The following is a 25,351-nucleotide window of genomic DNA, read 5'->3' on the forward strand; positions in this document are numbered from 1 at the left end:
TCAGCGCCCGCCCGAGCGGAGCCTGCGCACGCCTTCGTCGAGCGTCTCGTCGCGCTTGCAGAAGGTGAAGCGCACCAGGTGGCTCCATGCGGCGGCGTCGTCGGCGAAAACGCTGACCGGGACGGCGGCGACGCCGAGCCGCTTGGGCAGTTCGCGGCAGAACGCGAGGCCGTCGGTCGCGCCGAGCGGGGTGATGTCGCCGCACACGAAATAGCCACCCGGGCTGGACTTCACCCCGAACCCCGTGTCGGCCAGGGCGGCGGCGAGCCGAAGCCGCCTCTCGGACAACGTATCCCGCAGACCGGCCACCCATTCGAGCTCATGGTTCAACGCGTGCGCGACCGCGGGCTGGAACGGGCCACCCGCGACGAAGGTCAGGAACTGCTTGGCGGCGAGCACGCCGTCGATCAACGCCGCCGGACCGCACGCCCAGCCGGTCTTCCAGCCGGTGACACTGAAAGTCTTTGCCGCACTGGACACTACGACGGTGCGCTCGGCCATGCCGGGCAGCGTGGCGAGGCTGATGTGTTCGGTGCCGTCGTAGACGAGGTGTTCGTAGACCTCGTCGGTGAGTACCAGAATGTCGTGCTCGCAGGCGATCTCGGCGATCGCCTGCAGATCGTCGCGGCCGAGTACGGTACCGGTCGGGTTGTGCGGAGAATTGACGACCAGCATCCTGGTGGCCGGGGTGATCGCGGCACGCAGGCTGTCCAGATCGAGCACGAAGCGGTCGCAGTCGGCGACCAGCCGCGCGGTACGCCGCCGCGCACCGGCCAAAGCGACTGCGGCAGCGTAGGAGTCGTAGTACGGCTCGATCAGCACGACCTCAGAGCCCGGCTCCACCAGGCCGAGGATGGCGGCGGCGATCGCCTCGGTCGCCCCGACGGTCACCAGCACCTGGGTGTCGGGATCGTAGTGGGTGCCGTAGCGGCGGGCCCGGTCGTCGGCGATGGCGCGCCGCAGCACCGGCATGCCCCGCCCCGGCGGGTACTGGTTGAGACCGTCGGCAATGGCCTGCCTAGCGACCTCTAGCATGCCCGCGGGACCGTCGGTGTCGGGGAAGCCCTGGCCTAAATTGACCGCGTCGAACCGAACGGCGAGTTCGGTCATCTCCGCGAAGATCGTGGAGGCGAAGGGGCGCAGGCGAGCAACGGTGGCGGGTTGCGGAGGCATAGTCGGAGACTAGCCGAGGCTCGGCGGGTAACCCCGGTGTCGGTTCCTCGACCGGCAAGGGGTTCTCCAAGCTCCGCTACGCCCTGCTGGCGTAGCGATGCGTCCCGGCGGGCTCAGCCGAGTCGAATGCCGGTCAGCTTGGCTGGATTCGCGAGATCGTATGTGCCTTAAACCAGTCCGTCGCGGATGGTGAAACCCATCACCCGGGGCGGATGTCCGTAGCCTGCGGTGACCACGAGGCCCAGTTGTCCGTTGACCGAGGCGAATTCGTAGTTGTAGGCGGGGTCGACGTCGGTGCCGTCCAGTCCGTACTTGCGCACGAGACCCAGGTAGAAGCGCGCGATCCGGTCCGCGCCGCGCAGCACGTTCACCGCGGTGGACGTGGTGCCGTCGGCATCGCCGATCGCCACCGAATCCGGGTGCAGCGCGGCGGTAACCGCGCCGACGTCACCGGAGCGCAGCGCGGCCAGGAAGCGCTGCACCGCGGCCTCGTGCTCGGCGTCCGGCACTGGTGGCGGCGTGTCCGCGACGGCCTTGCGGGCCCGGACCGCGAGCTGGCGGGCGGCCTCGACCGAGACGTCGAGGATCTCGGCGATCTCATCGAACGGCACCGAAAGCCCGTCGTGCAGTACGAAAGCCACTCGCTGCGGCGGGGTCAGGCGGTCCAGCACCACCATGGCCGCGAGGCGGTATTCCTGCTTGCGGACCACCGTCTCCAGCGGGTCCGGCGTGCTCGACGGCGTGCGGCCGGTCACCACCGGCTCCGGCAGCCACTGCCCCACATAGGTTTCCCGGCGCACCGCGGCACTGCGCAAGCGGTCCAGGCAGATTCGGCTCACCACCGTGGTCAACCAGGCGCGCGGGTCGTCGATCTCGGATTGGTGGGCACCGGCCAGTCGCAGCCAGCTCTCCTGCACCGCGTCCTCGGCGTCGCCGACGCTGCCCGTCAGCCGATACGCGACCGAGAGCAGATGCGCTCGATGTGATTCGAACAATCCGGCAAGCAGAGCGGCAACCATCAGGGAGATTCTACGATCTTTCGGCCGGTCGGTTTACCACGGTGCCACCGGTCCGGCGCGCGGGAAACCCGATGCTCGGGCCGGGTGATTCGTGACAACATGACTCGATGGACGCACACGCGCTGTCGAACGGAACGGTCTGGCTGTCTATCCCCACCGCGGCGGACGTCGACGCCATCACCCGGTGTTGCCAGGATCCGTCCATCGGCGAGTGGGTGACCATCCCGGTGCCCTACACCCGCGACAACGCCCAGACCTTCGTCGACGACATCGTCCGCCCAGGCTGGGCGGGCCACAGCCCGACCTGGGGGCTGCGCCTGTCCGAGGGTGGCCAGGTCGTCGGCATGATCGGCCTCGGTGAGCGCGACGAGTCCTCGGCCGAGATCGGCTTCTGGCTTGCCCAAAGTGCCCGCTCTCGTGGCCTGATGACCCAGGCGGTGAACCTGGTGTGCGACTACGGCTTCCGGCCGAGCGGCTTGGCGCTGCGGCGGATCAGCTGGCGCGCCTTCGTCGGCAACTACCCGTCCGCCGCCGTGGCCCGCCGGGCCGGTTTCCGTTACGAAGGCATGGCCCGCCAAGGCAGTCTGCAGCGCGGCCGCAGCCGCGACCACTGGCTGGCCGCCCGGCTGCCCACCGACCCGCCCGGTCCCGCCGACGGCTGGCCCGCGGAGTTCGACCGCGCGCTGCAACGCGCACCAGAACACCGCTGAGCAGACCCCGATCGACCGGCAATTGTCGTGGTCAGGGGACCGGCCGTGTCGGGCTGTCGGGGGTCTCAGGAAGAATGGTCCGGAATCGATGCGAGGAGGGACTGTGACGGACGGTCCGCTGATTGTGCAGAGCGACAAGACGCTGCTGTTGGAGGTCGACCACGAGTTGGCCGACGCGGCGCGGCAGGCCATCGCGCCGTTCGCCGAGTTGGAGCGCGCGCCCGAGCATGTGCACACCTACCGGGTCACGCCGCTGGCGCTGTGGAACGCGCGGGCGGCGGGGCACGACGCCGAGCAGGTGGTAGACGCGCTGGTCAGCTTCTCCCGCTATGCGGTGCCGCAGCCGTTGCTGGTGGACGTCGTCGACACGATGGCGCGCTACGGGCGGTTGCAGCTGGTCAAGCATCCGGCGCACGGGCTGGTGCTGGTGAGCCTGGACCGTGCGGTGCTCGAGGAGGTGCTGCGGCACAAGAAGCTCGCACCGATGTTCGGGGCCAGGCTCGACGACGACACGGTGATCGTGCACGGCTCCGAGCGCGGCCGGATCAAGCAGATGCTGCTGAAGATCGGCTGGCCCGCCGAGGACCTGGCCGGGTATGTCGACGGCGAAGCGCATCCGATCGACCTGGACTACACCGACGACAAGTGGCACCTGCGCGACTACCAGCAGCTGGCCGCCGACTCGTTCTGGGCGGGCGGGTCCGGCGTCGTGGTGCTGCCGTGCGGTGCGGGCAAGACGATGGTCGGCGCCGCCGCCATGGCGAAGGCCAAGGCGACCACGCTGATCCTGGTCACCAACACCGTCGCGGGCCGGCAGTGGCGCCGCGAGCTGCTCGCGCGCACCTCGCTGACCGAGGAGGAGATCGGTGAGTACTCCGGCGAGCGCAAGGAGATCCGCCCGGTCACCATCGCCACCTACCAGGTGATCACCCGCCGCACCAAGGGCGAATACAAGCACCTCGAGCTGTTCGACAGCCGCGACTGGGGCCTGGTCATCTACGACGAGGTGCACCTGCTGCCCGCGCCGGTCTTCCGGATGACCGCCGATCTGCAGTCGCGCCGCCGCCTCGGCCTCACCGCGACCCTGGTCCGCGAGGACGGCCGCGAGGGCGACGTGTTCTCGCTGATCGGCCCGAAGCGCTACGACGCGCCGTGGAAGGACATCGAGGCACAGGGCTGGATCGCCCCCGCCGAGTGCATCGAGGTGCGGGTCACGCTCACCGACGCCGAGCGGATGTCCTACGCCACCGCGGAGCCCGAGGAGCGCTACAAGCTGTGCTCGACCGCGCGCACGAAAATCCCTGTGGTCCAGTCGATCCTGGCCAAGCACGCCGACGCGCCGACCCTGGTGATCGGCGCCTATCTCGACCAGCTCGACGAGCTCGGTGCGGCGCTGAACGCCCCGGTGATCCAGGGTTCGACGAAAACCAAAGAGCGCGAAGAACTCTTCGAGGCGTTCCGGCAGGGCGAGATCCCGGTCCTGGTGGTGAGCAAGGTGGCGAACTTCTCCATCGACCTGCCGGAAGCGTCGGTCGCCGTGCAGGTTTCGGGTACCTTCGGCTCCCGTCAGGAGGAGGCGCAGCGCCTCGGCAGGCTGCTGCGGCCGAAACACGATGGTGGCCAAGCCCATTTCTACTCGGTGGTGGCCCGGGACACCCTCGACGCCGAATACGCGGCGCACCGCCAGCGTTTTCTGGCCGAACAGGGGTATGCCTACCGCATCATGGACGCCGACGACCTGCTCGGCCCGCCCATCGGATAAGTGGAGGCGTGTTCTCCGCAAACTGTGCTAGGAATAGGGACGTGCGACGCTTCGAATTCCCGGTCGACCGCAAGCATGCCCGCGCGGTCAACGAAGTCTTCGCCGACCAGCGTCGACTTCGCATCATGGCCATCGCCGCCGCGATCATCGCGACGGCGGGCGCGGCGTTTTTGATCTACCTCGATCACCCGTGGGCCTACCTGCTGACCATCGCCTTCATCCTCGGCGCGGTGGTGTCGCTGTGGGTGGCCTTCTGGACCGCGCGGCACGCAAGCATCGACAAGCTCTACACCGACGGCGAGCTGGTGCCCGCGGTGGTGTCGGAGACCTATCCGTCGAGTGTCGTGCTGCTCGCCCTGGTCGATGTGGCCAAGCCCGGCGCAACCGACTCGCGCTACGCGCTGGTGATCCGGCGGGTCCGCGCGCTGCCCGGCCACGAGATGGCGGCGGGGGAGCGGGTGCCCTCGGTCGCGGTGCGCACCGACCGGGCGCCGCGACAGGTCGGCGAGCGCTGGCAGTCGGTCAGTGCCATGCCGATCGCGTGGGGCACCACCGACGCGGCGGTCATCGACCGGGCCAGGGACACCATCAGCGACGCCGAATGGCGTTTGCTCACCGACAATCTCGCGCTCACCGATAAGGTCCGGCGCGCGCCCGCCAAGCGTCTGCTACTCGATCCGCACCAGCTGCCAGGCGATCTCGGCTCTTGAATCCGGTGGTCATCTCGCCTTATTCGGGTTGCGCCGCCGCATAGACTCCGATGATGGTTCCGATGTCCAATCTGCTGGCGTTTCTCGCCGCGGCGACCGTACTCATCATCGTCCCCGGGCCCGGTGTGCTGTTCACCATCGGGCGCGCGCTCACGCTTGGCAGGCGGGCCGCGCTGCTGTCGGTGCTCGGGCACTGCGCCGGTGTCTTCGTCGCGCTGCTACTCGTCGCGGTGGGGCTCGGCACGTTGCTGATGGCCTCGTCGCTCGCGCTCACCGTGATCAAGTTCGCCGGCGCGCTGTACCTGATGTACATCGGGGTGCAGGCATTTCGTGAACGCAAATCGCTGCTCGACGCCCTCGGTGCCAAGGTCGAGCCCGCGCCGGATGCCAAGGTGCTGCGGCAGAGCGTCGTCGTCGGGGTGACCAACCCGAAGGCGATCATCTTCTTCGCGGCCATCCTGCCGAACTTCGCCGATCCCGCCGCCGGGTCGCTGCCGCTGCAATTCCTGATCCTCGGCTCGATCTTCCTTGCCGTCGCGATGGTCTCGGACAGTGCGTGGGCGCTGCTCGCGTCCTCGGCGCGCACCTGGTTCGCCCGCTCGCCGCGCAGGCTCGAGGCGGTCGGTGGGGCAGGCGGGATGATGATCGTCGGGCTCGGCGCGTCGGTGGCGCTGTCCGGCAGCTCCGACTGAACCGACTAGCATCCATCGAGGTTGGTACAGCCGTACCGAAAGTCAGAGGGGTGGTCGTCGAATGAGGTTGTCCGGCTGGATGTGTGCCGCGGTGGTCGGCGCGCTCGTCACCGCATCGGGGCCCGCCGCGGCCGACCCGCCGCCGGATCCGTTCACCGGCTCTTCCGGGCTCGGCGACCCGTACTACCCGCAGGACGGTAACGGCGGCTACGACGCCAGCCACTACGACGTCACCATCGACTACGACCCGCCGAGCCACCAGCTCACCGGGAAGACCCGGATCGACGCCGTCGCCACCCAGGCGTTGCGCGCGTTCAACCTGGATTTCGCCGGGCCGCAGGTGCGCACGGTGTCGGTGAACAACCTGCCCGCCGCGTTCGATCGCAACGGCGAGCACGAACTCACCGTCACGCCGACGGTGCCGCTGCTGCCCGGACTTCCGTTCACGGTGACCGTGGATTACGCGGGCATCGCCGAGAACACCGAGGGCAACGGCTGGACGTACGCGCCGAGCGGCGGCGCCTTCGCGGCGGGCGAGCCGCACTCCGCGACCAGCTGGTACCCGCTCAACGACACCCCGCTGGACAAGGCGACCTTCGCGCTGCACACGACCGTCCCCGCGGAATGGGAGGTCGTCTCCAACGGCCTGCGCACCCAGGACGAGGTGCAAGGCGAGCGGCGCACCGTCAGCTGGGCGGCGAATCAGCCGGTGGTCGGCTATCTGACCACCATCGCGATCGACAAGTTCAGCTTCCTGGACCAGCAGCGCGCCAACGGCACCCCGCTGATCAGTGCCTTCGCCCCGCAGGCGGAACGGAACCGGGAAACCGAGCAGCGCCTCCCGGAGATCCTCGACTTCATCGAAAGCCTGTACGGCCCTTACCCGTTCGACTCCTCTGGCGGCATCTACGTGGACGCCGACATCATGTTCTCGCTGGAAACCCAGACCCGCCCGATCTACGCGCCGTGGACGGACCTGCCCACCGCGGTGCACGAGATCACCCACCAGTGGTGGGCGATTCGGTATCGGTGCGCCAGTGGTCCGACGTCTGCCTGAACGAATGCTTCGCCAGCTACACCGCCGACTACCTCTGGCCGGAGCAGAAGGACGGCCTGGACGTAGACGCGGAATACCGGCAGACCATCCAGAAGTACCAGGGCAACACCGAGTTCTGGCAGATCCCGCTGGCAAACCCAGGCGCCGGAACGGAATTCACCTCCGTCTACTACCGCGGCCCTCTATTCCTGCACGCGCTACGCAGACAACTCGGCGACCCCGTATTCTTCGCGGCCGTCCGGGATTTCAACGCCAGTCACGCCTACGGAAACGCATCCATGCCAGAGTTCCGAACCTTCATCCAATCCAAGTCACCAACAAACCTGGCCCCCTTCTTCGACGCCTGGCTCAACCAAACCGCGCAGCCACCCGACGAGTACCTCTACCCCGGCACCCTGCGTAGCTAACCCCAAACGTCGACGCGAGTCATATGGTCGCCAATTGATCTCCAACAGCAACCTTTTGACTCACCTCAACGATGCCCAGCAACCTTTTGGCTGGCCTCGGGGGGTGGTTATGCGCCGTCTACGTGCTCGCGTGCGCGTTCTACCCAGCGTTCGGCTCGGTCGAGTTGCTTTTGGGCGGAACGTAATTGATCCTGGGCCGTCCGTTCGGCTGTGCGGCTGAATTGGCGCTCTTGTTCGGCCTGGGCGAGTGCTTCTTTCAGCTCGGCGATTCGAGAGTCGATGTCGCTCAGCTGATCTGCTGCGCGCTCGGCCTCCTCGTGGGCGGAATCCCGTGCCGCACGGGAGGATTCGCGGGCCTCCAACGCTTCGTCCAGTTCCTGGCGCGGGTTGTCCTCCGCGGGGTCGGGTTCGGGTGCCTGATCTTCGACCGCGACCAAGCCGGGGCCTGCGGGGCCGAATCCGTCGTAGGTCGCCGCGGTGGTCAAGGTCCCCGAGTGCACCTGCTCGGCGACGTCCGGATCGGCCAGTGCCGCGTTCAACGTCTGCCCGACTTCGCGCAGCACACCCTCGCTCACCGGATGCTCGTGCTCGGCCGCCAGCACGCCTGCCTGCTTGGCCAGTGCGTTGACTGCCTGCTGGCGCTGCCCGGTGAGGCTGCGCAGCTCGCCCCCGGACAGTTTCCGCTGCGCCGAGCGCAGTGCCGCACCCAGTTGCAGCAGCGCCGCCACGTCGTCGGGCGCCTCGCGGGCCAGCAGGTTCACCGTCCACGCGGTGACCGTTGGTTTGCGGAGTTTGCCGATCGCGGTCGCCAGGGCTTTGTCGCCCGCGTCCTTGGCCTTTTCGGCCTCGGCGGTGCGGGCGGCGACGAACTCACTCGGAGCGAGTCCGTACAGGTCGCGGGCCACGTCGTCCAGCGTCATACTGGCCAAGCGTAACGACTCGGTCTGCCGGAGCGAAAGAACCCACGTGTTGGACGAATGTCCACGTTATGGGTAATACGCGAAAGGCATTGCTGGTGAACTCTTTTGGATTCCAATTGCTCGGCCGTCTGCTTCCGAGCATCCTCGGATTCGCCCTGCTCGGCATGTGGAGCACCTGGTAGTCCGCGCTACCCACGCAATTCGATATCACCCGTAGCGCTGATGCGGCCGCACTCGGCGTCCGGGTATCCTCACCGCGTTCGCGAGCGGCGTGAATGTGTTCGGTGAGAGAGGTTTTCAGGTGAAGTTTCCAGGAGCGAGGCTGCTGGCACGCGTGCTGCTTGCCCTCGTCGCGGTGGCGGCGGTAATCGTCACGGTCGTCGGGTGTTCGTCGGCCAAGGAGGACAGCAAGTCCGGCTCAGCCAAGGTCGGTGACTGCATCATCAAGGGTGCGTCGGCCGATGCCAAGACGGAGACGGCCGACTGCTCGTCGGACAAGGCCGTCTACAAGATCGCGCAGACCTCCGACAAGAAGGTGGACTGCGCGACCGATTACACCGGGTACCAGGCGAACCTGGCGGACGGCGGCAGCGCGTACCTGTGCCTTGCACCCAATTTCAAGCAGGGCAGCTGCTACAACGAAACCAGCAGCACCGCCGTCAAGAACGTGGACTGCGGGTCCACCGAGGCCACCTTCAAGGTGGTGAAGCGGATCGACGGCGAGGCAGACGAGCTGCTGTGCGGGGCCGAAGCGGACAGCTTTCGCCTCATCTCCGAGGCGCCGAAGGCCACCTTCTGCCTCGCCAAGCCCAAGGCCTGATCATTCCAGCAAGGCGACCGACGCGATCCGGTGCAGCGTGAAGTGCCGGATCGCGCCCGTCACCGGGTCGAGCGCGTCGAGCTGGCCGTTGCCGACCTTGAGCGGTTCCACCACGCGCTGCGTCGCGACACCGGACGCGTCGACGTAGCCGATATTGACCGAGCGCCGCACCCGCGCCGCCAGTTGCAGCAGGGCCAGCGTCGCCGCGGTGTTGGTGCGGGTACCGTCCATCCGCACCGACTGCCCGGAGCGGGCGCTGGTGGCGCGTTCGGCCGCGCGTAGCTCGGTGACGAGCAGCTCCAGCTGTTCGGTGCTCGGCGGCGTCGGTCGCCACGGCGGCCTGGCATTGGGCCGGGCCGAGATTCGCGCGCCGCGCTGCCGCAGATCCACGATGATGCCCGCCGAATCCTCGCCCGCCGGTGCGAAACCGGCCGCGCGGAGTTGCTCGAGCACCTCGCCGAGCGGCGCCTGGGCGATCGCCACCGTCGGCGCGATGGCGCGCAGCGCGAGTGTCCCCGCGACCGGCGCGGCCAGCACCTGAGCGAGCAGCGCCGGGTCATCGCTGCGCAGGAACGACTGCGCCATCCCGGCGCGCAGCTGCCCGTGCCTGCGGGCGACGTCATCGATCAGGTAGGTCAGTGCCTGCGGAATCGGGGTCCGCGAATGCTTCGTGAACAGCGCGTGCAATTCGGCGGCGGTGAGCCCGGCATCGAGCGCGCGCCGCACCGACGTCTCACCGATTCGGTAAACCGTTGCCGCACCGGCGGATTCGACGTCGGCGACCAGTTCGATGCGCTGCTGCAGATCCGCGGTGAGCGGACCGGGGGCGATCACCGTCAGGTCCGCCTGGACCAGTACGTGATCGACCGGCGCGGGCAGCGCCGACTCCATGGCCGCCTCGGCATCGGCCGCACTGGTCGGCGTGCCGTGCAGCAGCGCACGGGCCGGCGAGCCGAGCGCGCCGCGGCCGACGAAGCCGAGCGCTTCGGCCTCGCTCAGGGTCTGCTCCACCGCCTCCAGCCGAAAGTGCCTGCGCCAACGCGGTTGCCGCCAGGCCAGCACGCGGCCGATATCGGCGGGGGTGAGGGCGTTGCCGGACGGATATTCGGCGAGCAGCCCGAGGATGGCGTGCCGGTCGCGTGGCGCGTGCGGGGTGCGCAGCTCCAGCGAGAGGGCCGCGAGAGGTTTGTCATTGGCGTCGCGCAGGCCGATCATCCATGGCATCCGGTCCAATTCGAGCCAGGCGAGGGCAAGGACGGTCCAGCGCCGGGCCAGCGGCGCCTCAAGCCAGGCGTCGATCGCGGGGGTCGGCGCCCAGAAATCGTCGGTCGAATCGACCTCCGGCGGCGGGTCCGGCAAACCCTTCTCGATCAGTCGCGCGGCGGCCAGCAGCTCGACCAGCAAACCCGCCCTCGGCTCGTCGATGCCGGTCTGTTTGGCGATCCGGCGCAACTCCCGCACGCCGAGACCGCCCGCGCGCAAAGCGGGTGCGGGTGCCTGACCCAGGATGTCCAGGATCGCGGCACAGTGCCGGAGCAGTTCGCCCACTTCGCCCGCCGCGACGGCGTTCACGTCGGCGGAGGTCTGTTTCTTCGGCTTCGGGGTGGCCGGCGTCAGCGCGTGCGGGTGCGTCACCGGCTCGTCGCGCAGCACCTGGCCGACGGTGACGGGCAGTTCCACCGTCTCGTCGTCGATCCGGTTCAACAGCCTGCGGGCGAGTAGCTGCTGGACCGGGCGGTCGGCCGGGGTGCCCGGCGCGGCGTCCCTGGTGCGTCCGCGCGGGCCGGTGGTGGCCAGCTTGTCGAGCAGTGCGCGGGCGGCCGAGGTGAGTTCGGGCAGGGCGTCGCGGACCTCGGGTTCGGTGAGCGAATCGGGGATCTCGGTGGTGCTCCCGATCGGCCACGGCAGCGCCTCGACCGCGGCCGTGATCAGGTGCAGCCCATCGTCGCTGCTCCACACCAATGCGCGCGCGGTCAATCGATCGATCGCGGCGTCGATGGCGGCGGCAGGCACGCGTTCTCTCAACTGCACGTGCAATTCGGCCAGGGTCAGCGGAGCGCCGTTGCTTTCGGTCCGCGTCACCCCGTGCACCGCAAGGGTTTCCAGGATCGCGAAATCGAGAGTGTCCAGGTCATCGGTGGCGCGCAGCACCGAGGCGCGCTGCTCGGCCCGCGCGGCCAGCACAGCCATCGACGCGGGCAGTGGCACAGCCAGATCAGGCCGGAGTTCGAGCAGCGCTACCAACTGGGCATCACTACGTGCACCGAGCCATCCGGCTAAGGAGGTCGCGGGCTCCCCCGCCTCTCCGCGCCTTTTGCCGGTCGTGGGTGCGTCGAGCCTGCCACTGCGGGCCGGCGGTTGGATCTCTGGCTTGGTTTTGGGCGTGCCCGACGAGTTACCCATGTGCTCCCGAGATCAGTCGTTACGTCTTAATCCGATCCTTCAGGGTAATAGACGCTGGACGGCCCACGCTGTCCAGAGATAGGGCGGCCGTTTACAGCGGCGGCAAAGTTGCTCTGCGGGGCGCGCATGCCAGAATGGGGGCGTGGTGAACAAATCGAAGAAACCTTATGTCGACAACGGCTGGCCGAAGGTCGCCGATGGTGACCATGCGGTCACCGAGCTCTCGTCGACCCGTTCCGGTGGGCTCTCGCCGTACGGTGAGGACACCGAGTTTCCGGTCCCGGCAGATCAGCTGCCTTACATGCACCCGAACACGGTGATCAACCGCTGATTTCCGGACGGAAAGTCCGAAGATACGAATAAGGCCCCGCATCCGAGGATGCGGGGCCTTATTCGTGATTGATCAGGAAGGCAGCAGACCCTTGTTCGCCTCGTAGAAGTTCACGATGGCGGGATCGAGCTTGGTGTTGCTCGCCTTGGCGGCGTTGAAGAAGTCGAAAGCTTCCTTGGGCACCTGGACGCCCTGGTTCTGCACGACCTCGAGTGCGCGGTCGACGGCCGTGAAGACCTGCTGGGTGCTGTCCGGCGCGGCCTGGGCGGCCTGCGGCGCGGGGGAGGGGTTCCAGCGCGGGGTTTCGCTGGTGGTGGGGGCGGAGCGCGGGGTGGGCGCGCTGCTCAGACCCAGTTTGGAGGAGCAGCTCGGCCAGGCGCCCCAGCCTTGGGAGGCGAGAACCTTCTCGGCCACTGCGATCTGCTGCTCGCGGGAGGCCTGGTTGGCGCTGGCCGCGTACTCGCCGCCGCCGTGGGCCCGCCAGGTGCTCGGGGAGAACTGCAGTCCACCTTGGAAACTGTTGCCGGTGTCGATGCCCCAGTTACCGCCGGCCTCACACTGTGCGAGGCGATCCCAGTCGGAGTCGGGTGCCGCGCTGGCGGTGCCAGCGAGGGCCACACCTGCGGTCCCCATGATCGCACCGGTCACGGCAACCTTGGCTACCGTGCGACCGGTGGAGCTTGGCTTGCGATGGCGTCCACTCATATCGGGTTCGTCTTCCTCTCGACGCACCTGCGAGGTCATCGGTCGGGCTGGACTGAGAGGTCGTCATGCCCGCCCTCGCCCCTACGTTTCCGTCGGGTTTCCGGGTCCCGCGGGGCGAGGTTCGGTGCGGCGGGCCGGTGTGTGCCGGTTGTCTCCGGCTCGCTAAGAACGGTACGACGATCGGCGGGAAAAATCACCATTTGGTAACCGGCGTGTACGAGCGGGTCTCGGTGCGGTCTCGGGCCGCGGGTGGGCCCTTCTTTGCAGCTAGAAGAGTTGCGTTTCGGCCAGTGCCCGGCCGTCACCGGTCCGTGACCTCTCCGTTATGTGATGAGGATCACAACGGGGATTTGGTAACGACATACTCGGGTAACCCGTTCGCAGCGCACCGGTGACCTTCCGGCCAGATCAGTGACAATCGCCAGGTCGGGTCACGAGGCAACCACCGGGTCGATCAGCGGGAACGCCGACCTGAACGCAGCGCGAAGAACACCGCCACCAGGAACCCCAGCGGTGCGAGCATCGCGGCGAAGTAGAGCCACAACCCCGGTGATCCGTCGGACAACACCGGGATCAGAAAGATCGCGACGATCGCCAGCAACCCCAGCGCGAACAAGGCGAGCGCGACCTGTAGCAACCAATCACCCGGCTTGCGCTGCCCGCCCCCGGTCGACGAGGGATCGGCGTCGTGCGGCGGCGGTGGAACGGAAGGGTTCGTCACCGGACGACCGTAAAACTGATGTGCTTGCGTTATAGGCACCGGGGTAGACTCGGTAGGCAAGCGCGTCCCGCATCACTGCTGGGCGCGTTCTTTTCGCAAACAGACGAGGATCTGTGCGCGGCGTTGTGCCGCAGCGGGTTCCGTGTCCAGATGTGCTCGGGCCGGTGGGGTTCGAGTCTTTCGATGATGAACGGGTGAGCGCAGTGCCGACCGGCAGGGTGAAGTGGTACGACGTCGAAAAGGGCTTCGGCTTCCTTTCCCAGGACGAGGGTGAGGACGTCTACGTCCGTTCGTCCGCGTTGCCCGACGGTGTCGAAGGACTCAAGCCGGGGCAACGCGTCGAATTCGGCATGGCCGCCGGCCGCCGTGGACCGCAGGCGCTGAGCCTGAAGCTGCTCGAGGCCCCACCGTCGGTCCGCCAAGGCCAAGAGCGTCAGGAACGCGAGCGCATCCGCAAAGAGCCCGTCGCCCGCAAGCACACGCCGGACGAACTGCACGGGATGGTCGAAGACATGATCACCCTGCTCGAGGCGACGGTGCAGCCGGACCTACGCAAGGGCCGCTACCCGGATCGCAAGACGGCGCAACGCATTTCAGAGGTCGTCCGCGCGGTCGCGCGCGAACTCGACCACTGAGATATTGGCCGCACGGGCGCGGCGTGTTCGCGGCCCCCGGAGTCTCGCGTCCGAGCTGTCGAGACTCGCGCCTGCGGCGCATGCGCTTCGACAGCTCGGACGCGAGACGGGCCGCGAACGGCGCTCGCAAAACTCGCGCTGTGGTTGCTCGGCTTTGTGGGGTGACGTCGCGAGTCGGTCGTATGCCTAAGCCACCGTGTCTGCCTAAGCCGCGGTGCTGATCGACCAGGCCGCGTGCGGGAGGTAGAACTCCTTGCCCGTGTCCTTGTCCCTGGCCAGAATCGGCAGTTGCAGTTCGACCCCGACTAGACGCAGGTCGGGTTCCGGATGCGAGTCGATGGAGACGGCCAGTGCGCCCGCCGCGAAGTCGGCGTGGCTGATCACTCGGTCGATGCGGTCGCCGTTGGGCAGGGCGTAGACCAGCTGCGCCAGCCACGGGGCGTCCGCGATCTGCTTCGGTAGCGACAGCTGCAGCGGGTAGTCCTTGGGCACGTCGAGCGCGATGGTCTGGCCGTAGCGGCAGTCCTCCATCCGCACCGAGCAGTAGACGTACGGCGTGACGTTGACCGTCTTGCCGTGCGCGTAGGCGGTGATCACCGGGTCGTGTTTCTCGGCGTTGCGCACCAGCACCACTAGGACGCCGACGAAGGCGACGGTGACCACTAGTAGCGCGGCAACGATCACTGCGCCGATCGCACGAGGGCTGAGCTTGGTCACACCGCCACCCCGCGGACGCTCGGCGCTGCCGTGAGCACAGCTGGTGTGTCGATGGTTCGCTCGCTCACTGGCTGGGATCTCCTATTCCTGGTTGGATACGGGTCGTTTCGCCGCCGCTCGTCCCGGGTCGACGGTATGCGTTCGAAGTCTGTGGCATCGGGCGGGTCGTGGGAACTTCCTGTTCCGCGTGTTGCGGACGATTTCCGCCGAGGCCGGGCAGCAGGGAATGGCCGCGGTAGCTGACGAAGGTCTGCACGAGCCCGACCACGAGTATCGCGGTGACCACCGCGAAACCCTTCCAGTAGTCGGTCGGCAGCAGCACCCCCGCCGCGCCGCCGACTACCCAGCTGAGCTGTAGCACGGTCTCCGAGCGGCCGAAACCGGAGGCGATCGACTCGGGCGGCAGGTCGTCCTGGATGGAGGCGTCCAGCGAGACTTTCGCCAGCGCGCTGGTGCACGACGCGATCAGGGCAGCCAGCGCGGCACCGAGCAGATTGTTTGCGAATGTCGCGAACAGCGCGACCAGCGTGCAGGCCGCGGTGCAACCAAGCACGATCAGCGTCGGCTTGCCGAGTTTGAGCCGGGCTCCGGTGGCATTGCCGGTGAAGTTGCCGAGCGCGGCGGCCGCACCGACCACCCCGAGCATGGCGGCCTGCTGGGCCGGGCGGTGCTCGGTGGCCTTGGCCACGAACGCGACATAGAAGGTGAGGAACCCGGTCAGCACCCGGATGGCGCTGTTGCCCCACAGCGAGGTCACCACCGAGCGGCCGAGTGGCTGCCTGCGTTTGCGCGGCGGCGTCGCGGACTCCTTGTCCGGCGAGAGCACCTCGGTGGGCGCGTGATAGCTCAGCGTCGCGGGTACCTCGCCCTCGGTTACCTCGACCCAGGACGGGATCCGCAGGCTGAGATATGTTCCGGCACAGGCGATCACCGTCGCGAAGATCAGCGCGCCGCTGGAGCCCGCGATGGCGGCGGCCAGCGCGGCGATCGCGCCCGCGCCCATGGTCCCGCCGACCAACCCGAACACGGTGAGCCGAGAGTTGGTGCGCACCAGGTCGATATCGGGCGGCAGCACGCGCGGCGTCACCGCGCTCTTGAGTACCGAGAACGATTTACTGCCGATCAGCATGCACAGCGCGAGCGGATACAGTGCCCAGCTGTCGAATTCGAGGATCAGCACCACCGCGACCACGGCGCGCAACGCGAACGAGGTGGCGAGCGCCACCCGCCGCCCGTGCTGCAGCCGGTCGAGCATCGGACCGATCAGCGGCGCGATCACCGCGAACGGGGCGATGGTGATCAGCAGGTACAGCGCGACTTTCGTCTTGCTCTCCGCGGTGGCGCTCGCGAAGAACAGGGTGTTGGCCAGCGCGACGGCGACGGCGGCGTCGAGGGCGAAGTTCGCCATCGTCGCGTAGGTCAGTGCGGTGAGACCGGATTTGTCCGCACCGTCGGCCTTCGCCGCGCGCTGGAAGGTGGCGATGCCTTTTTCGGTCAGCTGGCGGCCGCGCATGGCGGCGACCCGGGTGACCGTGAGTTTGCGTGGAACACGTTGGGTGCCAGGCGGAACGGGGGCTTCGCCGGCGGCGGCGTCCGGTTGCTCGGGGAGCGGCGCGGTAGGCGGCGGGATCGCGGCCTTCGGTTCCGGGCGCGGCGGTTCCGGGTGCCGCGGCGGTTCAGGACGATGCGGGAAGACGCGGCGCGCGGCAGTGGGGTCGGCCGGATCGGACGCGTGCTCGTCGGGGCGGGCTCCCCAGCGTGGGGCGCCGTGCCGTCGGGTCTTGGCATCCGCCGGATCGGGCGTGGGGTGCCGACGGGTTTCCGCCTCGGACGGGTCGGGTGGGTCGGTGTGGCGGGCTGCTCGGTCGAGCCGGTCGGGGTCCAGCGGCGGTAGCGGTCTGCGTCCGGACGGCGTGTTGGGCGGCGGATACCGGTCGAAACCGGGGTGCCGCCCGATCGGCGGATACTCCTCGCCGTCCCACCGATCACGGTCGGGACCGGAAGGTTCGCGGGGAGTAGTCACATCATCAATTCTGTCGTACTTCGGTGCTGGACGTTCACTCGCTCTCGAAGGTGTCGGCGGATGGTGACGTTCATCGCGTCGTAGACGGCGGTGCATGTCCCTGGACTTCCCCGCACAGCGAATCGCATGCGAATCGCTGTGCGGAAAGTCACGGCGATCAGGCGGGCACGAAGCGGACCTCGAAGGTGGTCGGCCAGTTCTTACCGGCCAGCAGGAACCGGTCGGTGCCGGGAATCTGGGCGATCCCGTTGAGCGTGTCCTCACCCGTCGGGATGAGTGTCCTCGGCAGCAGCCCTGCCGCGTTGATCACCGCGAGCACCTCGCCGGTATCGGGGTCGATGTGCAGGATGCGGTCGCTCGGCCAGTCGTTGGCGTACACCGAACCGTCCTCGGCGCAATCGAGTTCGTTGAGCCGCGAAGTCGGGTGGCTGGTGAGCCGGATCGAACCGGTCGGCGCGAAGGTGACCGGATCGCGGAAGGTGAGGGTGTCGGAGCCGTTGCTCATCACCAGCTGCCCCTTGCGGGTGCAGAGCCCCCAGCCTTCACCGTCGTAGGACACGCGGCGGACTTCGGCAAGCGTGTGCGGGTCCCTGGCGAAGGCAGTGTGGTCCTGCCAGGTCAGCTGCCACAGGATGTCCCCGGCCAGGGTCAGCCCCTCGCCGAAGTACGGCGCGGGTAGATCGACCCTGGCTAATTCCTCGCCCGTATTGCGGTCCGTGGCCCGCACACTCGACGCGCCCGACAGCCCGGTGCCTTCGTAGAGCACGTCGCCATCGATTTCCAGGCCCTGGGTGAACGCGTGCGGATCGTGCGACCGGGTGGCCACGACCTCGATATTCATCGCGGGCGAAGTGTCTTGCGCGGCCCCACACCCGCTGAAGATGACCAGACCGACCAGCACACCGATGGCCAACGTCCGCCGATTGCGTTTCATACGGCAAAATGTAGGCCGTGAGCGCAGTTTCTGTTTCTGAGTCCGGTGTCAGGCCGATTCTGGCCGATGCCGTCGAGCTGGCCCGCCGTGCGCTCCTGGAGTTGGAACCAGATGGCGTCGGGGCGCATCTCGGCGTGGCTGCCGAGGACGACAGCGCGGCAACCCACCGCTTCGAGGCCACCCTGCCCGGCTATCGCGGCTGGCAGTGGGCGGTCGTCGTGGCGGCCCCACCGGAGGCCGACTATGCGACGGTGAGCGAGTCGGCGTTGCTGCCGGGGCCGGATGCCCTGGTCGCGCCCGACTTCGTGCCATGGGATCAGCGAATCAGGCCCGGCGATCTGGCGCCAGGCGATCTGCTCGCCCCGCGGCCGAACGACCCGCGCCTGGTGCCCGGCTACGTCGCGAACGGCGACCCGGCCGTCGACGAGGTCGCACTGGAGATCGGCCTCGGCCGCACCCAGGTGCTGAGTCTGGCGGGACGCGAGGAGGCCGCCGAACGCTGGCACGCCGAGTTCGGCCCCGAGGCCGACATGGCCAAGGCGGCACCGTCCACCTGTGGTCTGTGCGGCTTCTACCTCCCGCTCGCCGGTTCGCTGCGCGCCGCCTTCGGTGTCTGCGGCAACGCCATGGGCGCCGACGGACACGTGGTGCACGCCGCCTACGGTTGTGGCGCCCACTCCGACACGGTGGCCCCCACCGGCGGTGGTTCGCCGCTCTACGAGGCATTCGACGACGCGGCCGTGGAAATGATCCCGACCGAAGCGCTGGTCGCACCGGTCGAGGCTGCCGCGGAGACCACATCGGCTGAGGTGACCGCCGCAACGGATGCCGATGCACAGGATGCTGAGGCCGCGTCGAATGCCGAAGCCGCTGTTGCCGATGCCGGTTCGGCCGAGGCTGCCACGCAGACGATCGCCGAGACCGGACCGGCTGATGTGGCAGCTGTCTCGGATGCCGAAGCCGCTGTCGCTGAGCCCGAATCGGCGGACGCGCCAGTTGTAACGGCAAGCGCCGCACCGACTGTGGAAGCATCCGACGTCGTCGAATCGGCTGGAACCGTTGCCGATGCGCCCAGCGCGGACGTTCCGGTCGTTGAGTCCAGCAGTGCGGCAGTGCAGGTCGGTGACGAAGGCGGCGCTGCCATCGCGGGCACCGGAACTGCTTCGGACGCTGCGGTTACGAATGCCGAGCCCAGCGTCGAGGTTGTGGCCGAGCCGAGTGTGGAGGAAGCCGTACTCGCCGATAGTGATGACTCCGTTGTTGCCCCGAGCGCTGATGCGCACGCAGGCGACGAGAGTGGTTCTGCCCCAGTGGGTACCGAAGCACCTTCGGCGGATGCGGGCCAGGTCGACGCCGATGAGGCGACTGCGGCCGACGTTGCGGACAGTGGCGCGGAAGCTGGCGTTACTGCTGACGGCAGCGCCGAGGCCGATGTGGATGCCGCGCAGGTGTCCTCCGGTGCCGAGCAGGTCGTTGACGGCGAGGCCGGGGCGGTCGAGTCATCTCCGCAGAGCTGACCGAGACGGCCGATCCGTTCGGCACCTCGGCGTTGCGGGCGGGAGTTCTTGCCGCGTGGCGTGATTCGCCGACTCGGTTGCGGGAGGACGCGGCAACCGAGGCGGATCTGGTGCGTGCCGGTTACCGCGATCGGCTGCTGACCGAGCTGGCCCAGAACGCGGCGGATGCCGCCGCCAAGGCCGGTGTCGCGGGCCGGTTGGTGGTCCGGCTCGTTGGCGACGCGTTGCATATCGCCAATACCGGTGCGCCGCTAGAGCTCTCCGGCGTGCACGCGCTCACCGCACTGCGGGCATCCGGAAAGTCGGATGGCACCGACGTCGGCCGGTTCGGTGTCGGCTTCACCGCGGTGCTGTCGGTCAGCGACGAGGTCGAACTGCGTTCGGCCACCGGCTCGCTCGTGTTCTCCCGCGAACTGACCTGGGATGCGCTGCGGCAGCACAGCATCCAGATCCCCAGCAGTCCCGCCGACGATTTCGTGCCGCCGGTGCTGCGGATGGTCTGGCCGTCCGATACCGCGCCGGTGGACGGCTTCGACACCGAGGTGGTGCTGCGACTGCGCCCGGACGTGGATGCCGTCGCACTGCTCGCCGGTATGCACGCCGAAGCCATCGATCTGCTGCTGGAACTGCCCGCACTGCGGCGTATCACCATCGAGACCGCGGAATTCACCAGCACCACCACCGATCTCGGCAACGACCTGCAACAGATCCGCGTCGAAGGTCCCGGCAACGCGCACCGGACCTGGTGGCAGTACCGCGCACCGCGCGCCCGCTGGCTGCTCCCGCTCCGCAACGGCAGGCCCGCCGCCGCCGCCCCGGATGTGCTGCGCGCGCCGACCCGCTCCGACGAGGAACTGTCGCTCCCGGCGCTGCTGATCGCCGACATCGCCATGCAGCCGGACCGCCGTCGCCTGCTCCCCGGCGCCCGCCTCGCCGAATTGGCCGCTGGCTACGCGGATTTCGCCCGCGCCCTGCCGCCCCGCGATCGCCTCGTCTTGGTCCCCACGCCCGCGTTCGCCCGCAGCGAGGCCGACGGGCTGCTCCGCGAAGCCCTCATCCGGGAGCTCCAGACGCACGCCTGGCTGCCGATCGTCGTCACGCGTCCAGTGACCGCCGAGGCGGGCGATCAAGCGGCTGGCGACGCAACCGCGGGCCGGTACGACCCCGCGCCGCAACACGGTTCGCCCACCGCGCCGTCGGCTTCACCAAGCGCGAGCCTGTCCGCGCCCGCCGAATCTCCGGTCGACCACGGCTTGTTCGACTCCTCGGGGGAACCATATTCGCCGGTCGACGTGCCGGTCGACGTCGCCGTGCCGACGCGGGCGAGCGCGCTCACCGGGCTGACCGAGGAATTGGCGCGGCTGCTCGATGATGTGGTCGGGCCGTTGGTGATTCCGGAGTTGTCCGGACGCGGGCAGGCCGAGGCTTTGGGTGTGCTCGATGTGCACCGGCTCGGGTTGGCACGACTGGCCGAGTTGTCCACCGGGCTGGAGCGGGCACCGCACTGGTGGTATTCGCTGTACGCGGCGTTGGAGCCGTTCGTGGTGGATCCGTTGGCTGCCGAAGAACTTGGGGCGCTTGCGGTTCCGCTGGCGGACGGGCGGTTGGTCACCGGTCCGCGAACGACGGTGCTCGATGATCAGCTCGAGGTCGCGATTCCGGTGCATTGGGCAAGGTTGGTCCATCCGGCGGCGGCGCATCCGTTGCTGGCCCGGCTCGGCGCCCGTTCGGCGACCGCCGAAGATCTGTTGAGCGAACCCGATTTACGTGCTGAGCTGGAGGATCACCCGGACGACGCGGACACCATCGACGCCGTCCTTAGTCTGGCCGTGCTCGCCGATCCGACCGCGCTCCCGTCCTGGCTCAGCCTGATCGAATTACCCGACGTGGACGGCGAATTGCGTCCGGCCGACGAACTGCTGCTGCCCGACGCGCCACTGCGCGAGCTGCTGGTCGAGGATTCACCGTTCAGTGCGATCGATCCCGCCGTGGTGGCGGGCTATGGCGCGCAAGCGCTGCGGGCCATCGGCGTCGGCTGGGACTTCACCGTGGTCGCCGAGGCCGATCCGACCGGCCCGGATCACGATCTGGACGACGAGGACCGCTGGTGGTCGACGCTGTCGGACGACCCGCCGGAGTTCGCCGCGATCCGCGATCTCGATCTGGTGGACGACGCCGCGTGGCCGGAGGCGTTGTGGCAGTTGGCTTCCGCGCCGCGCACCCGCCGCCTGCTCACCGATCGCAACGGTTACACCGCGTGGTGGTTGCGCACCAACGCGCGCATCGACGGCACCCCCCTCGGCCTGATGCGCCACCCGTCGGACACCGAATTCGCCGAGCTACTGCCGACATTCGCGGTGCCCGGCCTCGCCGACGACGCCACCGCGATGCGCGCCATCCTGGCCGACTCCGCCGTGATCACCCCCGAGTTGGCTGCGGCCCTGCTCAACGCCCTTGCCGATCCGTCGAAATCGCCTAGCCCCGAGGTAATTTCGCGTACGCACGCCACCTTGGCCGCCGCTGTGGCCGCCGATCACCTGGATCTCACCGACCTCGACCTGCCCGACCGGGTGCGCGCGCTGTCCGGCGACGTGATCGATCCGGCCCAGGCCCTCGTGCTCGATCAGCCCTGGTTCGGTCTGGCCCTGCCCCCGAATCGCTTGGTAGCCGGCGACATCGATACCGCCTCCGCCTTGGCGACCTTGCTCGACCTGCCCCTGGTCTCCGAGTCGGTCACCGCCGAAATCCTGACCGACGGCCGCCGCACCACCTGGTCCGCCGAGCCGCTTGGAGTCGTACTGCGGCAACTGTTCTCGCTGCCTCGGCAGGCAGGCGAGCTGGTACTGCACGACGATCTGCAGGTCCGCCTGCACGGCGCGATCGAAACCACCGCCTCGGTTCCCTGGTGGCGCGACGGCAACACCGTGCACGTTCGGACGCCGCACTAGCCGACCGGCGAATCCGCCTGTACCGCAGCGGCAAACCGCTAAGCGGCGTACTCGGCGATCATCTGGCTGAGCAGATCCAACTGCGACCGCACACTCTCACTGTCGTTGTCCACCAACCACCGCAGCACCACACCGTCGATCACATTCAGCGTGAATCGGCTCAACGACTGCAGCGGAACCGACCACTGGTTCGCGGTTGCGTCGCGCGCGTGTTCCAGGATGTCGGCGACGGTGGAGTCGTTGAAGTTGTACTGCTCGCGGGCGATCGCGAGTTTCGCCGGAGTTTGCTCACCCTCGCGCAGTGCGTAAGTGGTGGTTTCGTAAGTGAGCAGTTGACGCTCGGGAGTGGCCTCTATGTTGAGCCACATCAGTTCCAGTCCCGCACGGATCAATTTTTGAAGTGCTTCTTTTCCACTTCCGACGTCTTGCCATACCGTTTCATTGGCGTCGACGGAATCACGTAATTCCATCGACAACGCCTTGACCAGCTCGGTCATCAGCGCGTCCTTGTTTTCGAAACAGTAATGCACCACACCAAGGGAGACGCCCGCCGCTTGGGCGACATCGCGCGTGGTCACGCCCGCAACGCCCTTTTTTTCGGCAAGGCCGATAGCGGCCTCGATAAGGTGGGCCCGTCTTTCTTCGACGCTCAATCGGGAGGACACCCAAGGGAGTTAAGCGCCCGGCGAGCGTGCAGTCAATTCGCCGGTAGAAAAATCTCGACTGGACGAGTGACCAGTTGTATGGTTTCCTGCCATCAGGATCGAAGGAGACGCGTATGCCGCTGTCGCGCAGAACCGTTCTTGCCCGAACCGTTGCCGGTTCGGCGACGCTTGCCGCCGCGGCGGCGGTACCCGCCATGTCGGGCACACTCGGCGCGCGGGCCGGGGCCGCCCCGGGTTCCGGCGGCTATGAGATCGGTGTCGGTATATCCGACATCACCGGGCCCGCCGCGGAATGCGGAATGATGGGTTATTCCCAGCTCGAGCAGCAGACGGCCGGTATTCACCTGCGCCCGAGGGCGCGGGCGTTCATCATCGGCAACGCCGGGCAGCGCGTCGTTTTCGTGGTCGCCGAGAACGGCATGATCTTCCAGTCCGTGCATCGTGGCGTGCTCGCGGAGCTGGCCCGCCGGTTCGGCGATCGGTACACCGAGCAGAATCTGGTGCTCACCTCGACGCACTCGCACGCGACCTGTGGCGGCTCCAGTAACGATTACGCATACAACCTGTCCATCTTGGGTTTTCAGCAGCAGGTGTACGACGCGGAGGTCAACGGCATCGTGGAGGCCATCGCGGCCGCCGACGCCGATCTCGGCCCCGGCTCGCTGGCGATCGGGCACGGCGAACTGCACGACGCGAGCGTCAACCGGTCGCGGGTGGCCTGGGAGCTCAATCCCGTTGCCGACAAACAACACTTCCCCGAGGCTATCGACCCGGCGGTGACGGCCCTCGCCCTTGTCAAGGGTGGTCGGCAGGTCGGCGCCATCACCTGGTTCGCCACCCACTGCACCTCGATGACCAACGAGAACCGGCTGATCAGCGCGGACAACAAGGGTTACGCGTCGTTCTCCTACGAGCACATCGAGCACGGCGTCCGCTATCTCGACGGCGCACCGGGTTTCGTCGCCGCCTTCGCGCAGACCAACGCGGGTGACATGTCCCCGAACCTGAACCTGCGCCCGGGGTCCGGCCCCACCGAGGACGAGTTCGACAACACCCGCATCATCGGCGAACGCCAGTATCAGGCGTCGAAAGCCGCGCTGGCCCAGGCAAGTTCGATGAGCGGGCCGATCGACTCGATGCTCTGTTACATCGACCTGGCCGACATCGCCGTCGACGGCCGGTTCACCCCGGACGGGCAGCCGAGGCATACCGCGACCGCGGCTGCGGGCGTCTCGCTCATCGCGGGCAGCATCGAGGACGGACCGGGCTTCCCCGGCGCGCCGATCCCGGAGGGGGTGCGCAATCCCTTCCTGGACGCGCTCGGCGGTGCCAATACCCCGACACCGGCCTGGCTCGCGGATGCCCAGGCGCCCAAGGCCATTGCCGCACCGCTCGGCCTGATGCCGCCGGTGGCCTGGGTTCCGAATGTGCTGCCGATACAAATCGTTCGGCTCGGCGAGCTCTACTTGGCCGCCGCCGGTGGCGAATTCACCATCACCTCGGGCCTGCGGGTGCGCCGCGTGGTCGCCGACGCGCTCGGCGTGCCGCTGGAGCAGGTGCTCATGCAGGGCTACGCGAACGCCTACCACGAATACGTCACCACCCCTGAGGAATACGATTCGCAGCAGTACGAGGGCGCGTCAACCATGTTCGGCCGCTACACACTCTGCGCCTATCAGCAGGAATTCACCCGGCTGGCAACGGCATTCGCCGCCCGCCAGGTCGTCCCGCGCGGCCCGGCCCCGCGCGACGTGTCCAACCTGCAGCCGAACTTCCAGCCCGGCGCGGGCCCGGACACCACCCCACCCGGCCGCAACTTCGGCGACGTACTGACGCAACCCGCTCCGGCCTACGCCCGAGGCAGCCAGGTAGCCGCCGAATTCGTTTCCGCCCACCCGAAACACAACACCCGCCGCAACAGCACCTTCCTGGAAGTGCAGCGCCAGCACGCGTCAGGGGAGTGGACGCGGGTGGCCAACGAGGGCGAATGGGCAGTGAAGTACTTCTGGAGCAAGCGCGGCACGGCCGAATCCGTGGCGCGGTTCACCTGGGACATCCCCGCCGACGCCGCGCCGGGGCGGTACCGCTTCCAGCACTACGCCGACAGCCTGAGCCCCGACGGCGCGCTGCACCCGTTCACCGGTATTACCAACGACTTCGAGGTCGGCTGACGCCCGTGCGTGGTCTACAGCCCCGTCTGCGCGCCCTTGTCGCCCCGGCGTGCCCCGCGCCGCTGGATCAGGAAGATCCCGAGCGCGAGCACGCCGACCACCAGCCCCATCAGGCAGACCGGCAGCACCGATGCCCACCGGTCACCGGTGGCCAACACCACCAGGGTGGCCAGCAACCACAGCGCGCTGCCCACCGCGAGCACCGGACGCGGATCGGTCAGCCGCGGCGGGATCTGCGGCACTTTCTCAGTCACGGCACCAGCGTAGCTGCGAGAACGCGCGTCCGACGCGCACCCGTCCCGTATCGTTCA

The 25,351-nt window shown here is 68.2% G+C and carries 23 protein-coding genes; 12 read left to right on the forward strand and 11 right to left on the reverse strand.

The window, feature by feature from the left end:
* Both ACIA8C_RS31310 and ACIA8C_RS31315 read right to left on the reverse strand, forming a co-directional pair.
* The gene (locus ACIA8C_RS31310; RefSeq protein WP_397140942.1) at nt 1–1,173 is read right to left on the reverse strand and encodes a pyridoxal phosphate-dependent aminotransferase; all 1,173 of its coding nucleotides are present in this window, start codon (nt 1,171–1,173) and stop codon (nt 1–3) included.
* A gap of 167 nt (nt 1,174–1,340) precedes the next feature.
* Nucleotides 1,341–2,192, reverse strand: coding sequence for a sigma-70 family RNA polymerase sigma factor (locus tag ACIA8C_RS31315; RefSeq protein WP_397140944.1), 852 nt, complete (start codon nt 2,190–2,192; stop codon nt 1,341–1,343).
* A 107-nt stretch (nt 2,193–2,299) separates the two neighbouring features.
* Between ACIA8C_RS31315 and ACIA8C_RS31320 the strand changes: the two genes are divergently transcribed.
* From ACIA8C_RS31320 to ACIA8C_RS31345, 6 genes are all read left to right on the forward strand, one after another.
* Complete coding sequence (locus ACIA8C_RS31320) at nt 2,300–2,902, forward strand: GNAT family N-acetyltransferase (protein WP_397140946.1); 603 nt, start codon at nt 2,300–2,302, stop codon at nt 2,900–2,902.
* Nucleotides 2,903–3,005: 103 nt separating this feature from the next.
* The gene (locus ACIA8C_RS31325; RefSeq protein ID WP_397140948.1) at nt 3,006–4,664 is read left to right on the forward strand and encodes a DNA repair helicase XPB; all 1,659 of its coding nucleotides are present in this window, start codon (nt 3,006–3,008) and stop codon (nt 4,662–4,664) included.
* A 41-nt stretch (nt 4,665–4,705) separates the two neighbouring features.
* Nucleotides 4,706–5,374: a DUF3239 domain-containing protein gene (locus ACIA8C_RS31330; RefSeq protein ID WP_396995256.1), complete on the forward strand. Its 669-nt coding sequence runs from the start codon at nt 4,706–4,708 to the stop codon at nt 5,372–5,374.
* Nucleotides 5,375–5,427: 53 nt separating this feature from the next.
* Nucleotides 5,428–6,066, forward strand: coding sequence for a LysE family translocator (locus ACIA8C_RS31335; protein WP_397140950.1), 639 nt, complete (start codon nt 5,428–5,430; stop codon nt 6,064–6,066).
* Nucleotides 6,067–6,127: 61 nt separating this feature from the next.
* Nucleotides 6,128–7,123, forward strand: coding sequence for a hypothetical protein (locus ACIA8C_RS31340; protein WP_397140952.1), 996 nt, complete (start codon nt 6,128–6,130; stop codon nt 7,121–7,123).
* Nucleotides 7,078–7,530 carry a M1 family aminopeptidase gene (locus ACIA8C_RS31345; protein ID WP_397140954.1) on the forward strand — a complete coding sequence of 151 codons (453 nt, stop codon included), beginning with the start codon at nt 7,078–7,080 and terminating at the stop codon, nt 7,528–7,530. Before ACIA8C_RS31340 ends, ACIA8C_RS31345 begins: the two co-directional genes overlap by 46 nt.
* Before the next feature lie 107 nt (nt 7,531–7,637).
* Here the strand turns inward: ACIA8C_RS31345 and ACIA8C_RS31350 are convergent, their stop codons facing one another.
* Complete coding sequence (locus ACIA8C_RS31350) at nt 7,638–8,450, reverse strand: hypothetical protein (protein ID WP_397140956.1); 813 nt, start codon at nt 8,448–8,450, stop codon at nt 7,638–7,640.
* Between the two features lie 301 nt (nt 8,451–8,751).
* Between ACIA8C_RS31350 and ACIA8C_RS31355 the strand changes: the two genes are divergently transcribed.
* A complete protein-coding gene (locus tag ACIA8C_RS31355; RefSeq protein WP_397140958.1) occupies nt 8,752–9,270 on the forward strand; it encodes a hypothetical protein in 519 nt (172 codons plus the stop codon).
* Here the strand turns inward: ACIA8C_RS31355 and ACIA8C_RS31360 are convergent, their stop codons facing one another.
* Nucleotides 9,271–11,514: a helicase-associated domain-containing protein gene (locus ACIA8C_RS31360; RefSeq protein ID WP_397140959.1), complete on the reverse strand. Its 2,244-nt coding sequence runs from the start codon at nt 11,512–11,514 to the stop codon at nt 9,271–9,273.
* A 301-nt stretch (nt 11,515–11,815) separates the two neighbouring features.
* Here ACIA8C_RS31360 and ACIA8C_RS31365 point away from each other — a divergent pair, with 301 nt between their 5' ends.
* Nucleotides 11,816–12,004 (forward strand): hypothetical protein, encoded by a 189-nt coding sequence (locus ACIA8C_RS31365; protein ID WP_014981540.1) that lies wholly within the window; start codon nt 11,816–11,818, stop codon nt 12,002–12,004.
* Between the two features lie 72 nt (nt 12,005–12,076).
* Here the strand turns inward: ACIA8C_RS31365 and ACIA8C_RS31370 are convergent, their stop codons facing one another.
* Both ACIA8C_RS31370 and ACIA8C_RS31375 read right to left on the reverse strand, forming a co-directional pair.
* Nucleotides 12,077–12,709, reverse strand: a complete 633-nt coding sequence (locus tag ACIA8C_RS31370; protein WP_397140961.1) for a resuscitation-promoting factor Rpf1 domain-containing protein — start codon at nt 12,707–12,709, stop codon at nt 12,077–12,079.
* Between the two features lie 454 nt (nt 12,710–13,163).
* The gene (locus ACIA8C_RS31375) at nt 13,164–13,430 is read right to left on the reverse strand and encodes a hypothetical protein (RefSeq protein WP_396995249.1); all 267 of its coding nucleotides are present in this window, start codon (nt 13,428–13,430) and stop codon (nt 13,164–13,166) included.
* A 203-nt stretch (nt 13,431–13,633) separates the two neighbouring features.
* Between ACIA8C_RS31375 and ACIA8C_RS31380 the strand changes: the two genes are divergently transcribed.
* Nucleotides 13,634–14,065, forward strand: a complete 432-nt coding sequence (locus ACIA8C_RS31380) for a cold-shock protein (RefSeq protein ID WP_397141250.1) — start codon at nt 13,634–13,636, stop codon at nt 14,063–14,065.
* A 204-nt stretch (nt 14,066–14,269) separates the two neighbouring features.
* Here ACIA8C_RS31380 and ACIA8C_RS31385 read toward each other — a convergent pair whose 3' ends face one another.
* From ACIA8C_RS31385 to ACIA8C_RS31395, 3 genes are all read right to left on the reverse strand, one after another.
* Nucleotides 14,270–14,782: a DUF2771 domain-containing protein gene (locus ACIA8C_RS31385; RefSeq protein ID WP_397140963.1), complete on the reverse strand. Its 513-nt coding sequence runs from the start codon at nt 14,780–14,782 to the stop codon at nt 14,270–14,272.
* 64 nt (nt 14,783–14,846) lie between these two features.
* Nucleotides 14,847–16,805 (reverse strand): MFS transporter, encoded by a 1,959-nt coding sequence (locus ACIA8C_RS31390; RefSeq protein ID WP_397140965.1) that lies wholly within the window; start codon nt 16,803–16,805, stop codon nt 14,847–14,849.
* A gap of 157 nt (nt 16,806–16,962) precedes the next feature.
* Nucleotides 16,963–17,739: a glutaminyl-peptide cyclotransferase gene (locus tag ACIA8C_RS31395; protein ID WP_397140967.1), complete on the reverse strand. Its 777-nt coding sequence runs from the start codon at nt 17,737–17,739 to the stop codon at nt 16,963–16,965.
* Nucleotides 17,740–17,756: 17 nt separating this feature from the next.
* On the opposite strand from ACIA8C_RS31395, the gene ACIA8C_RS31400 reads away from it, so the two are divergent.
* The gene (locus tag ACIA8C_RS31400) at nt 17,757–19,256 is read left to right on the forward strand and encodes a DUF3027 domain-containing protein (RefSeq protein WP_397140969.1); all 1,500 of its coding nucleotides are present in this window, start codon (nt 17,757–17,759) and stop codon (nt 19,254–19,256) included.
* A 32-nt stretch (nt 19,257–19,288) separates the two neighbouring features.
* A complete protein-coding gene (locus tag ACIA8C_RS31405) occupies nt 19,289–22,204 on the forward strand; it encodes a sacsin N-terminal ATP-binding-like domain-containing protein (RefSeq protein WP_397140970.1) in 2,916 nt (971 codons plus the stop codon).
* A 38-nt stretch (nt 22,205–22,242) separates the two neighbouring features.
* Here ACIA8C_RS31405 and ACIA8C_RS31410 read toward each other — a convergent pair whose 3' ends face one another.
* On the reverse strand, nt 22,243–22,857 hold the full coding sequence (locus ACIA8C_RS31410) for a TetR/AcrR family transcriptional regulator (RefSeq protein ID WP_357385947.1): 615 nt from the start codon (nt 22,855–22,857) through the stop codon (nt 22,243–22,245).
* Nucleotides 22,858–22,982: 125 nt separating this feature from the next.
* Here ACIA8C_RS31410 and ACIA8C_RS31415 point away from each other — a divergent pair, with 125 nt between their 5' ends.
* The gene (locus tag ACIA8C_RS31415; protein WP_397140972.1) at nt 22,983–25,040 is read left to right on the forward strand and encodes a neutral/alkaline ceramidase; all 2,058 of its coding nucleotides are present in this window, start codon (nt 22,983–22,985) and stop codon (nt 25,038–25,040) included.
* Between the two features lie 14 nt (nt 25,041–25,054).
* On the opposite strand, the gene ACIA8C_RS31420 is transcribed toward ACIA8C_RS31415, so the two are convergent.
* Nucleotides 25,055–25,294, reverse strand: a complete 240-nt coding sequence (locus ACIA8C_RS31420; RefSeq protein WP_396995241.1) for a DUF2530 domain-containing protein — start codon at nt 25,292–25,294, stop codon at nt 25,055–25,057.
* Nucleotides 25,295–25,351: the final 57 nt, after the last annotated feature.

The organism is Nocardia sp. NPDC051321, assembly GCF_044455225.1.
Taxonomy (GTDB): domain Bacteria; phylum Actinomycetota; class Actinomycetes; order Mycobacteriales; family Mycobacteriaceae; genus Nocardia.

Bases quoted from the DNA above. Each gene is read 5' to 3' on its own strand.
- ACIA8C_RS31395 (WP_397140967.1), bottom strand. From the start codon at position 17,739: ATGAAACGCAATCGGCGGACGTTGGCCATCGGTGTGCTGGTCGGTCTG.
- ACIA8C_RS31370 (WP_397140961.1), bottom strand. From the start codon at position 12,709: ATGAGTGGACGCCATCGCAAGCCAAGCTCCACCGGTCGCACGGTAGCC.
- ACIA8C_RS31315 (WP_397140944.1), bottom strand. From the start codon at position 2,192: ATGGTTGCCGCTCTGCTTGCCGGATTGTTCGAATCACATCGAGCGCAT.
- ACIA8C_RS31350 (WP_397140956.1), bottom strand. From the start codon at position 8,450: ATGACGCTGGACGACGTGGCCCGCGACCTGTACGGACTCGCTCCGAGT.
- ACIA8C_RS31320 (WP_397140946.1), top strand. From the start codon at position 2,300: ATGGACGCACACGCGCTGTCGAACGGAACGGTCTGGCTGTCTATCCCC.
- ACIA8C_RS31415 (WP_397140972.1), top strand. From the start codon at position 22,983: ATGCCGCTGTCGCGCAGAACCGTTCTTGCCCGAACCGTTGCCGGTTCG.
- ACIA8C_RS31335 (WP_397140950.1), top strand. From the start codon at position 5,428: ATGGTTCCGATGTCCAATCTGCTGGCGTTTCTCGCCGCGGCGACCGTA.
- ACIA8C_RS31340 (WP_397140952.1), top strand. From the start codon at position 6,128: ATGAGGTTGTCCGGCTGGATGTGTGCCGCGGTGGTCGGCGCGCTCGTC.
- ACIA8C_RS31310 (WP_397140942.1), bottom strand. From the start codon at position 1,173: ATGCCTCCGCAACCCGCCACCGTTGCTCGCCTGCGCCCCTTCGCCTCC.